This is a genomic window from Alteromonas sp. AWQ4_252 (assembly GCF_056158205.1).
The window spans coordinates 1,065,085-1,077,025 of sequence record NZ_JBSWSV010000001.1 but is presented as its reverse complement, the minus strand read 5'-3'; the positions used below and the strand labels follow the sequence as shown (position 1 = coordinate 1,077,025).

Annotated in this window: 10 protein-coding genes; 1 reads left to right on the top strand and 9 read right to left on the bottom strand. The window is 45.2% G+C overall.

Translation table 11 applies throughout. From position 1 onward, the window contains the following. Window positions 1–36 precede the first annotated feature (36 nt). The gene (locus ACXACM_RS04760; RefSeq protein WP_474820151.1) at window positions 37–1,008 is read right to left on the bottom strand and encodes a FecR family protein; all 972 of its coding nucleotides are present in this window, start codon (window positions 1,006–1,008) and stop codon (window positions 37–39) included. A gap of 78 nt (window positions 1,009–1,086) precedes the next feature. Then, window positions 1,087–1,614 carry an RNA polymerase sigma factor gene (locus ACXACM_RS04755; RefSeq protein ID WP_474820150.1) on the bottom strand — a complete coding sequence of 176 codons (528 nt, stop codon included), beginning with the start codon at window positions 1,612–1,614 and terminating at the stop codon, window positions 1,087–1,089. A 288-nt stretch (window positions 1,615–1,902) separates the two neighbouring features. On the opposite strand from ACXACM_RS04755, the gene ACXACM_RS04750 reads away from it, so the two are divergent. Beyond that, window positions 1,903–2,634, top strand: a complete 732-nt coding sequence (locus ACXACM_RS04750; RefSeq protein ID WP_474820149.1) for a FadR/GntR family transcriptional regulator — start codon at window positions 1,903–1,905, stop codon at window positions 2,632–2,634. A 120-nt stretch (window positions 2,635–2,754) separates the two neighbouring features. On the opposite strand, the gene eda is transcribed toward ACXACM_RS04750, so the two are convergent. The 7 genes from eda to ACXACM_RS04715 form a co-directional block, all read right to left on the bottom strand. After that, entirely contained in the window at window positions 2,755–3,372 is a 618-nt protein-coding gene (eda, locus tag ACXACM_RS04745; protein WP_474820147.1) for a bifunctional 4-hydroxy-2-oxoglutarate aldolase/2-dehydro-3-deoxy-phosphogluconate aldolase, read from the bottom strand. A 51-nt stretch (window positions 3,373–3,423) separates the two neighbouring features. Further along, window positions 3,424–4,359, bottom strand: a complete 936-nt coding sequence (locus ACXACM_RS04740; RefSeq protein WP_474820146.1) for a sugar kinase — start codon at window positions 4,357–4,359, stop codon at window positions 3,424–3,426. Between the two features lie 71 nt (window positions 4,360–4,430). Further along, window positions 4,431–5,738, bottom strand: a complete 1,308-nt coding sequence (locus ACXACM_RS04735) for an MFS transporter (RefSeq protein ID WP_474820145.1) — start codon at window positions 5,736–5,738, stop codon at window positions 4,431–4,433. Continuing rightward, entirely contained in the window at window positions 5,735–6,085 is a 351-nt protein-coding gene (locus tag ACXACM_RS04730; RefSeq protein ID WP_474820143.1) for a cupin domain-containing protein, read from the bottom strand. Before ACXACM_RS04730 ends, ACXACM_RS04735 begins: the two co-directional genes overlap by 4 nt. Window positions 6,086–6,096: 11 nt before the next feature. After that, window positions 6,097–8,316 (bottom strand): heparinase II/III domain-containing protein, encoded by a 2,220-nt coding sequence (locus ACXACM_RS04725; RefSeq protein WP_474820141.1) that lies wholly within the window; start codon window positions 8,314–8,316, stop codon window positions 6,097–6,099. Between the two features lie 4 nt (window positions 8,317–8,320). Then, window positions 8,321–10,567, bottom strand: a complete 2,247-nt coding sequence (locus ACXACM_RS04720; RefSeq protein WP_474820140.1) for a polysaccharide lyase 6 family protein — start codon at window positions 10,565–10,567, stop codon at window positions 8,321–8,323. A 158-nt stretch (window positions 10,568–10,725) separates the two neighbouring features. After that, on the bottom strand, window positions 10,726–11,604 hold the full coding sequence (locus tag ACXACM_RS04715; RefSeq protein ID WP_474820139.1) for an NAD(P)-dependent oxidoreductase: 879 nt from the start codon (window positions 11,602–11,604) through the stop codon (window positions 10,726–10,728). Window positions 11,605–11,941 lie beyond the last annotated feature (337 nt).

Genomic DNA, 11,941 nt, shown 5'->3' with positions numbered 1-11,941 from the left:
GCAGGAAATAGTCTCCATCACAAGGTAAGTGGCGGTCTACTGCGATGCTGCACTGATGACAAACTGTCTGCCATCATCCTGAAACATGAGCCCGTTTGCCGATGCCAATAGCTTCAGGCTCTGCTCAGGTTTCTGTAGATTAAACCGTCCAGATAGTAACACCTGCTCAACACCCTCTGCCGTAACAGGTTTATCAATATGTCGTCCAAGACGCTCTAATACCGCTGACATTGACTCATTCTCTACATCAAGCCAACCACTGCGCCAGGCGGGTAGTTGCGAATGCGGAAGTCGAAATGTGCGAGACCAGTTGCCGTTTTTAAGCTCTACCCCTTCCCCTTTAACCAGCATCAGAGTTTTATCTGCCATCACTTTTACAACACCGTCATAAACACTGATTGTAGTTTTGTCTGCCAACCGGTCGATGTCGAAAGCTGTTCCCACTACTTGCACGCGAATATCATCTACCTGCACGACAAAAGGACGTGAAGGTTCATGTGAGACGTCGAAATAAGCCTGCCCTTTCGTCAGTCGAACATTACGCCACTGTGCATCGTGATTTACTGCAACCTCGCTATTTCCGTTGAGGTAAACCACCGAACCATCCCGAAGTACTTTTGATGCCATCTGCGCGGTATTTGAAGACAACCCGATTTTCTGTGTTAGTGCAAATTCTGTCGACTGAGTTGGTTGCGATTCATCGCCATCAAAAGGAACAAACCAGAATGCAAGAAACGATACGATGAGCAGGCTAGCAGCCGTTGCCAGCCACAATGGAACGCCTGACCGCTTAACTTTATGTGTGCTGGTTTGGCGGTTCTTAGCTGCGACCTGCTGACTGGCGCTTGCCAGTTCAGGCTGCCCCATGGCGGTAGCTACTCGCTGGAACGCCTGCTGATGTTCTGGTGTAGATAACCAAAGAGAAAACGCTTGTTTCTCCTCTTCGTCTAGCTCATTTAAACGGTCAAACCATTCAGCTGCTTGTTCTAGATGCGCTGATTCCGTCATACGTGCCTCTGTATTACTACTCTATGTAAGAAGAGTGTCGATTATGCTAAGTGGGGACAAAAGCCAATAAAAATAATGCTAAAGATCCGTCCATCCACCGTCTTCTAGTTTAAGGGTGAGTTCTACCATTGCCCTCGTCAGATGCTTTTTCACTGCCTCCACTGATAATTCCAACTTTTTAGCAATCGCATCTCGGCTCAAACCTTCTACTCTGCGAAGTAGAAACACTTCCCGTCGAAGAGGTGACATACTCTCCAGCGCCATCTCTATGAATGCGAGTTTTTGTTGATCGAGGTAACGTTGTTCGGGACAGTCATTTGCTGCATCTAAAGGCACTGACTGATAATCAACAGGATGGGGCAGTTTCTTTCTCTGAAAATCGTAGAGAACAGATTTAGCCACCGTAATCATGTAAGCGAGGGGATTATCTAGCTCAGAAAAACGTACACTCTTGCTTGTGCGAATAAGTGTTTCCTGTAGCACGTCATCGGTAAGTGCATTATCATTCGTCAATCCAAAGATGAACGATCGCAATGCTAAACGCGCTTTCCGTCCTTCACGATCTGTTAAACCCTGCCATAGATATTGTTGGGGAGGTATAGACACAAACATTCACTTCATTGACAATCAATGAATGAAAATACTGCAGAAATATGACAGCGACATGACTGTTCGTTCCCCATCAATGCCTCAAGAGCCATAATTTGACAAATAAATTTACTCAAATGATATTCATTACCACTTTTAGTAAAAAAAATTTACCAATTTTTCATTTAATACTTACCAGAACGGCCATTTTGATGTCTAATAGCAAGATAGGTTAGTTGGGTATTTCGCGCGTGGCATACAAGGTGAATCGCGTCATATATCCTTTGTTGAAGAGAGGAATCCTGTATGAAAAAGCGCAGACGTTTTTGGGCCGTAGTAGAAAAACTCGAATCACTCATTGATCAAGGCGTGTATTCAGTTGGCAGCCGGTTACCAGCAGAACGTGAACTGGCTGATGCCTATGATGTAAGCCGCCCAACCATCCGAGAAGCTATCATTGCCCTGGAAGTACGTGAAAGAGTGGAAGTGAAAACTGGCTCTGGTGTTTATGTAACGAGTACTGCAAGCAGAAATCAGCCAACGAAACCTATTAGCGCGTTCGAATTAACACAGGCTAGAGCTCTGGTAGAAGCTGAGGCGGCGGCACTGGCTGCAGCAACAATCAAAGAAAGTGAATTATCAGAACTAAAACAAACCCTGGAAGACATGGCTAATCCAGAGCAAGCGGATGAAGCCGATCAGCACTTTCATGAAATCATTTCCCAGGCAACACGAAACAACGCTATCGTCATGTCTATTCAAAATTTGTGGAACCTGAGACGTAATGAACCACAAATAATTGCGGCCTATGCCGATGTTTGTTCTCAAGGTTCGGAACAGCGCCTTAAAGAGCACCGGGCAATATATGAAGCAATCGCTAAAAAGGATTCAGCTGCCGCAAGAAAGGCCATGCATAATCACTTCAACAGACTAATCAATGCGTTATTCGAAGCCAGTGAAGCAAAAGCGTTGGAAGAAATAAAGCGCAAAACAGACGAGACCCGGGGTTTATACTCAATTTCTCACGTGACGCAGTAATCCAAATTTACTGAAAACGAAGCATTGAATAGAAAGCCGGCCATATGAAATCACTTCATATGGCCGGTTTTTCATTTTACGACAAGACGTAGTCTGTGCCTCATTACCATCCAATGATGATTATTTTTGTGCGTCGACACATGCGTCTGTAATAGCTTGCCAATTACCTTCTGCTACCCATTCTTTCTTCGCTACCCAGGTACCACCTACCGCAAACACGTTGGGAAGTGACAAATAATCCTGCTTATTGTTAGCGTTGACACCGCCGGTAGGACAAAAAGATACCGATTGAAATACTGACGATACGGCTGCTAAGAAAGGCGCTCCACCAGAAAGTGACGCTGGAAAAAGCTTTTGTTCTTCAAAGCCGTACTCTGTCGCCAGTAAAATATCGGCGGTATTTGACACGCCGGGAAGTACTGGAATATCGATGCTACCAAGGGCACCAAGCAAGGAAGGTGAAACTGCCGGTGTCACGATAAAGTCTGACCCTGCCTCCACGGCCTGGTCAAGAATTTGCGTACTTATAACTGTACCAGCACCCACGATTAATTCGGGTACTTCCTGCTTTATCGCTTTCAATGCCTGTAGCGAAACATCCGTGCGCAGGACAACTTCAACCAGCTTTAACCCTGCATCGGCCATAGCACGTGCTATCTGAACGCCCTCTTGTATTGAATTTGCCTGAATAATTGGCAATAGCGTCTGCGACGACATTAATTCAGAAAAACGTGTCATGGTGTGTTCTCTCACTTTTTATGACGTTGGACCTGGCCAACAAAATAATGACTAGGCCAACAAGAAGTCTGCCATAGCTTGTTTAAAGGCACCTGAAGGCGCTATTGCCCCCGGGTATTGAATAACTGTACCTGCCGCTTTAGCGCCACATGCCACTGACGCTTTTACGTCCAAACCAGACAATCGAGCGCCAAGGTAAGCCCCATTAAAGGCGTCTCCGGCAGAGGTCGTATCTACCACCTTTTCAACCGGTACAATTGGGTGTGTTTCCAATGCTCCATTTACGCTGGTAACCACCGAAGACGGGCCGTCTTTTACTACAATTTCCTGACAACCAGCATCACGACAGAACTGGATGACTTTGTCAGCACTATCGAGGCCGTAAAGTACCTCCAGGTCTTCGATTCCTGGCAAAGTGGTTGTAGATAAAGAGAATGCGCGGTCGAAAGCAGATTTGGCGTCTTGGGGCGATTGCCACAAACGGGCACGATAATTAGGGTCAAAAACTATATTAACCCCCTTGTTCTTCAATGTTGTTAACACCCCCCACAACTTATCGAGAGCTTCAGCGGCGAGAATAGCTAGTGAGATCCCCGACAAAAACACCATATCAGACTCAGCCAATTGGTTTACGACGCCATCGTCGATGAAGGTCATAACTTGCCTGGCCGCGGAGTCATTTCGCCAATAAGTAAAAGAGCGCTCTCCATGCTCGTCAGTTTGTATGTAGTACATCCCCGGCGCTTTGGTTGCATGGTTGAAAGTAAATTGCACTTCAATTTGCTCGTGTTCAAACTGTTCTACCATGCGCTTACTAAGCGCATCATCACCTACAGCGGTTATCATACCGCTGGCAAGAGAAGGGAAACACCGCTTCAGATAAACAGCTGAATTATATACATCTCCGGCAAAAGATTGTCGCATGGTAGTGTCATCGACGGATTTCAGTTCCACCATACACTCACCCAGGAAATAGATACTTTTCATGATTGTCATTTCTTTACAAAGTGAGGAAGCGCCGGACAGACAAGGTGTACTATCCGGCGTAACTAGGTTTATTACTTGCGTTTCAAAGGTTCAATTTTGGGGATCAACACCCACACAGCTAACATTGCGATGATCGCCAGGGAAGCTCCAATGACAAACGCAGGAGTATAGTTGCCGTCAGCAGTCAAAATTGGCACGAGTGAGGTTAGTCCGACTGCGCCAAGTTTTGCAGCCATACCTGAGAAGCCCGATAAAGAACCCACGGCTTTCTTACCAAACAAATCACTGGGTAACGTTTGCACGTTGCCAATTGCCGTTTGAAAGCCAAACAATATGACTGCCATGATCAGTACTGCAGTCACTGGTGCACCTGGATCTGCTAAAGCTATCAAGGCTGGTAACATGATGATACATCCCAGGGTAATTACCAACTTTCGGGTTTTATCTGTAGTCCAACCAGCCTTCAGGCGGTTTTGGGCTAGCAAGCCTCCAAACCAGGCGCCAAACATGGCTCCCACGTAGGGAACCCAGCCATAGATACCAATTGACTTAACATCCATGCCATAAACTTCGTTCAGGTAAATCGGAATCCAGAAGACGAATAGCCACCAGATAGGGTCGATTGCCGCTGAAGCAATGATAACGCCCCAGCTTTGCTTCCTCGATAGCATCTCTGAAGTAGACGGGTTGTATTCTTCCTCTTCAGCCTGCTCTGAAGCCAGCTCTTGACTCGCAGTAGTTCGCTGCCCGGTAAGAATATATTCGCGCTCTTCCTCAGTAATCCAAGGGTGAGAACCTGGAGGCGCTTTAACCAGAATAAGCCATGGAATAAGCCATAGCAGACCGATACCACCGACAATAACGAAAATTAATGTCCAGCTAAAAAATACGGTTAAATAAGCGATTAGCGGAATTGCAATGATTCCACCAATTGCAGCACCTGAGTTGAATATACCCTGAGCAAGAGCACGTTCTTTTGTTGGAAACCACTCAGCATTTCCCTTAGCTGCGCCCGGCCAGTTACCCGCTTCAGCAATACCTAAAATTGCGCGGAAGAAACTAAAGCTCAGCATACCTTGTGCGAATGCATGGGCAATGGTTGCTAAAGACCACACTCCGATGGAAAGAACAAAACCGAGACGAGTACCAATCCAGTCAAACAGTTTGCCAAAAATAGCCTGACCAAAAGCATAGGCAAAGACAAAAACAATAGAGATATTGGCATAAATTTGCTTTCTTTCCAGTGCGCTTTTATCTGGAAACAAATCTTCTACAATAGCAGGCCAGAGTACGCTAAGAGCCTGTCTGTCGATATAATTAATAATGGTCGCCAAAGCGATTAACGCTATGACCCACCAGCGCAACCCTGGCAATTTCATAACTCGTCCTTGATAAAGTCTTCCCGCGCAGGACTAAAGGTATCGATGAGAATGCCCCCTGTAGGGCAGATAGCGCCATGATCTGCATGAGGAGGTATATAACAACTGTCGCCTGGCTTCATTACTTTTGTTTCACCGTCAATGGTGAAGTGAAACTCCCCCTCGACGACATAAGTCACCTGCGAATGACGATGAGCATGTGTATAACCTTGCGCTCCTTTGTCGAACCAGATTTTGACCGCCATCAGCTCGTGATTGTAGCCCAACATCTGTCGCTTAAGCCCGCCACCAATATCTTCAATTTCTGTGGTGTCGCCCGATAGAAAAATTTCGCTGTGTTTTGACATAATTATTTCTCCTACTGACCATTTAACCCAATTACACTCAACCTATCGTGCAGAGTAAATCGTTGGTCCTGATATGAAAAGGTAACGGAATTAACGTCTTGCGCCCCGTTAATTGCAATTAAATACGCGTTGCCACTAATGTGCAGCTCCACCAGTGTTAGTTCGCCTTGCTGAACAATGGATAACGCAGACAACCGGCTTTTCGCTTCAAGCGTGTATTCCTTACCTGGGTTGTACTCGCCGTGCGGCTCTAATATTGATAAGAATCGATGAGAAGGCTCGCCTGAAACGCGTCGAATATAGCCGTTTTCATTTCGTAAATTGAAATTGGGATCGTTGGCTCCGACCTGAGTAAACAGAAACGTCTCATGTCCATCTACCAAACTGGTTTGAGTATAAAAACGCCCATTGAGCTCATTTAGCCATGTAACTTTCGCCAAACCGGCTGATGGCGTACTTTTTCCTTTGAGCCACAAATGTTGATAGCCATTTTCAGTACCCAACGCTGATAGCTGGGTGGTATTCGCACTAATTGGAAAACTGGTTTCTATAATTTGTCCCAGATAATGCAGCGGGAGGTCTATTTGATGACTGTTTTCGCCAGCCACGTCAAAGATATCCAATACCACTGACTGCTCAACCTCGGGGAGATTCACCAAGGCGACGGTACGCTGTAGCGAAACATCTGCGTAGGCTGTATTGATGTGCGCTTTAGAAACAGAACCGCTGGCACTGGTTTCAAAAAAATCCAGGGTGGGCGCATTTGCATTACCTCTTTTAACATCACCGTTGAAATGGCTGATTTCATCAATAACCACTGTATTATGGGCAACTGTTTGCTTGGCGTAGGTATTGTTCTCTGGTAGGTAACGTCCGCCAAATTTTGCTTCAACGTTAAGAAATCTGGCTGCGCCATAATCAGACACAATTTCCTGGCCGTGATCATAATACTGCCAGGTGAGTTTATCGAAATGCCCATGGCCAAGCCCCTGAGATGCAGGTTTGAACAACACTGCCTGCTCGCCACCCAACTCACCACGCATAATGACCAATGCCCCCTCATCGCCTTTAGCACCGTCACCCAGAGCCATTGACTTGTATTCATACGCTGTGGCCTTACTGGCATCTAGTGCTTTTGCAACTTTTAAACCATCACCTGTCAGTAAAATCGTGTTTTGCTCTTCAGCTATTTCCAGTAAACCCGTATTACCTGTTCGCGCAAAAGCAGTAGCGACGCCCAGTACTAATTCTATGGTATCCGTACCCTTGCTTTTTATGGCGTCGTTTATGGGGAAGAACTTGCCGTTGTAACTCAACTGAATAGTCGTATCGATGGCTTTCATAAGAACGCCATCCCGATAACCAAATACGTCGCGCTCTGGTTGATTATTTTCTATGGCCTTGGCGAAAGTAACAAACGGTAGTAAAGCAAAGCGTTGATAATACGGACCTTCATTGTAATAGCCGTCTGGAGAGAATAATTGCTCTAATTGTTTTAAGAACCCACCTTTTCCGGATTTTTGTAGGTCGTAAAGTGATATTTCAACCCACTCTGGCTCGTCCATAACGTAGCCGGCCATACCAACCCCTGCGGTAGCCCATGTACCATGGTTGTGAACTTTGTTAAATGTTGATGGCTGGCCCACTGAAAGAAAACGTGCTACCGGTTTCAACACATTGTTTTCAATTTTCGTTATTTCTGCCTTTGTGAGGTCACTGATCACCATGTCATATGCCTGGATGGTGTAAACCAACCACATGGCTTCATTCAGGCTTTGCCAGAAAAATTTACCGGGATTTTGCGAGTTCACTTTCCGTTTCGGGTGCACATCCAGCGAAGGATACAGCGACGCATATTCAAGCAGCATATCGCGAACATAATTGCGGTATTTTTTCTCGCCACTTATCTGATACAGCACGCCAGCCTGATACATGTTCTGGTAATTGCGTTTGTGCTGCTCGTGGGTATAGCCTCCTGCACCATCCTTAGGTACAGGAACATCCATGGGTGATGACAATACAGTGTCAAAATTCGACTTTGCCTGTAGATAAGCACTCTGGAACCTGCCAGGCTCAGATATGGCCTTTTGCATAGCTTGTACATCTGCTTTAGTAATGACTAAATTGGGATGCGCTGCAAGTACAGAGGCGGAAAACATAAAAAGGGTAACTGAAATAAACAGCCCTTTTAACTTTCCCGCCTTTGATAAGCCTTTCAACAATTCAGCCATCGGATTACTCCTCCATCGCCGACGCGAACTGGTTGTTATTTAAAGTAGCAGTATGTGACCCTTCTACGCGTAACTCTTCCACCGATGGTGCTGGAGTATCGATAAATGTGTTGTTACTGATAACCGTTTTCGGTTCACCCACTGTATGCTCGACAACAACCGGCGCTGAACTTTCGAACGTGTTTGCTTCCATGTCCGTTACTTGAACACCATGAAGATAAACACTGCCTTTGCGCTTGTTACGCTTGCCTTTACCTGCGTTCTTCACAGTATTGTTTTTAGCTATGAAGTGTGGCCCGAAGGTACTTTCATCAGTTCCACCACGATACAAAGACACAACAGTACCATCGACATTTTCAAATACATTATCAGCGAGTGTTACGTATTCGGCGTTATAAATGCCCAAATCTTCAATTTCTTTGTCCAGTACAAGTATGTGGCCTGTAACATTTGAAAACGTGTTGTTAGCCAGAACAATGTCGTCAGCCAGCGCACCTTTCCCTGATACAAAGAAGTCAAACGAGTGATTTATGTTGAGATCAGCAATCTGTGAGTTCGTCATTTCAAAGCGGTAGTTTTCTGTCATCCCCCATTTACGGGTACGCACAACACTGTTACCAGCGGCATCCGGGCTGTCTTTACCAGTTAACACCAGGTCTGCGAGTTTTAAGCTGCCGCCGTCGTGAATTTCGAACAGTGCTGTTCGTTCATAAGACAATGTGGTAGCTTGTGGATCTTTGGCGCGAATCGTCAATACCTTGTCGATAGTAAGCAGGCGAGGAACAACTATTTCACCTTCTTCAAGCACCAATACATCACCGTTTTCCGCACTTTCTATTGCATCAACAAAGGCCTGTGGATCTGCCATCACGGTGTGTTTCTTGCCAGAATCAAACGCGACTAAAGCAGGCACTTTTGGATACCAAGAAACACCAACGTCATTTTTATCAACAACAGTCAAATCATCACTTACACCAGCTTTCACATTAGATGAAACAGGGTATAACAGACCGTTCTCACGACGTTCCATTTTACTTGCAAAAGGTTTAAAGCCGTCTTCCAGTTCAGGCAATACCTTCTGGTTGGCAATGTTGTCTTCAAAACGAATACCACTAATGTCATCAAACAGCGTAAAAGGCTGATTTTGCTCATTAATGAGCAAGTTATTCTTCATCACACTATTTGTTGGCGCGGCAGTTCGTTCTGCGTCACTACCGGCAGCGAGTTGGATGTGGTCGACGTTTATCAGAGTATTATTTTCAATGACAGCATTTTCCACCTGATGATAACGATTGATGGGTGAATTCGGTACGCCGTTCATTACGGTAAGCCCACTGCCAAACCGATATCCGGTTAACCCTTCCAGATAATTGTTGCGGATCACCTGATCTTTGTTGATAACACGGATGCCGCCAGTGTGGTCCACACCGTTACCCAGAAAAACGTTATTCTCTACAATGTTGCCGTTTCCATGTCTGAGTGTAAGCGTACCGCGCGCTTCCAAAAACAGATTGTTAGCAAGGGTATTTTTCCCTGATTTAACTGAAATAATTTCTACTTCACCATTGGTTTTTTCAAATACATTGTGGTCGACCTGGGTGAAGGAATTCGTCAGAGAATAGTGACTGGTACCAATACGGAGCGTTTCACCACCGTTTGAACCAAATATAGGACGATAGCCAAAATAATTGTGGTCAATTCGATGATAATTTTCCTGGCTCTCTTTGTTATTTAGGCGCACTGCAACTGTGACACCTTTATTTTTCTTTCCCACTAAATGATTGTGATCAAAGCGGTTGTGCTTACCATATAACGCAACCCAGTAGTCAGACTCCTGCTTATCCGGATTACTGTAATTGTCGATAACGACTTCCGATACACGAGAATGGTAAGCCAATTCTTCTTTATTGCGCCTGAATTCAATGACGGCACTACTTGGCGTGTAGCCATCCTTAAAGACCAGACCAGATACGTGCAAATATTTACCAGCCAGTCTGAGATTGGATTCACCGGACAAAATAACGCGACCTTTAGTCTGCGCGGTCAGAGTGATAGGTTTTCCCTCAATACCAGAACCGGTAAAGAGTATTTCGAAATCGTTCCAAACACCGTCTTTCAGCACCAAGGTGTCACCTGGTTGAAGTTTACTAACGGTGTCAGTGTATTCTGCCGGTGTCGCAACAAGATAAGTCTTAGCCACCACTGAAAATGACATGAAGAAACAAAGAATCGTCAGGCAAGATTTTATCATTTTAAAATTCCATCTCTCACACAGTAAGTGTGGGGCTGACCCACTGTGTACGACCATTATCACAGTGAGCTCAGCGGGTTCGTAGGGTACTACGAGATAGCCTCTGCTATTATTATTGTTCAGAGACAAGTGAAACCAACGCAATTAAACGTTGATTGTTACTTTTCGAGTTTCAGAAAATAATCGTAAATTTCAGGTACGTTACCGCGCCCCATACCTGCGTCAAAAGCAGCCTGTAAGTTTGCTGATGAACCTTCGGCGATTTTTGATTCCGTGCCCAGGTCGCTCACCATTTGCAGGAAGTAACCCAAATCTTTATTTGCGTTCGCAATGGAGAAGCCCAAATCACTTACATTATCAACAGCATAGTTTTTACAGAATTGCATGAATGGTGAGCTGGAAGGCCCTGTAGACATGATGTCAAACAACTGTTGTCTGTCTACGCCCGCTTTTTCCGCTACGGCAAAAGCCTGAGACATTGCACATACTGTAGTCATACCCATGAAATTATTGATGAGCTTGGTTGTATGGCCAGCACCTAACGCGCCTAGATAGAATACATTCTCACCTTGGTCTTCCAACACAGGTTTTACTTTGTTGAAAGTCGCTTCGTCGCCAGAAGCCATAATGTTCAGTAAGCCGTCTTTAGCGTGAGCAGGAGTACGGCCAAGAGGCGCGTCAACCATACCAGCGCCCTTGGCTGCTAAGTCTGCACCAATTTTACGGGTAGATTCTGGAATCGACGTGCCGTAATCAACGAGGACAGCGCCTTCCTTGATACCTGCTAAGATACCGTCGTCTGCGTAGATAACTTTCTCTACAATGTCAGACGTTGTTAAGCACAACATCACAATGTCAACTGACTCTGCCAGTGATTTCGCAGAGTCTGCAGTTTTTGCTCCGCGCTCTACACAAGCGGCTACAGCGTCAGGGTTTAAATCCATAACGTATAATTCGTAACCTTTCTTCTGCAGATTTTCCACCATATTGCCACCCATCAGCCCGAGGCCGATGAATCCAATGACGGGTTTAGCCATGACGTTCTCCTAAATAATTGCTTTGAGTATGTGTGAATCTGTAACCTCACTTCTGTAACGATGAAGTGGTAAACCTACGGGCTCTTCAACACATACCAGGTGATTAAATATGACAGCCCGACATGGGCAACCACAAAACTTACCAAAACAATATTTTAGCACGACCAATTTGTCAACCAATTAATGTTAAATAATTTAACATTAATTGGTTGACTTGAAATTGTCAGCGTATAGAACACATACTGAAATAGGATTATGGTGCTGATTTTATTGGACAAACAACAAAAAACAAGCTTGCCAGATTATCTGACACGGAGGTGGGGCGGCATTTACACTG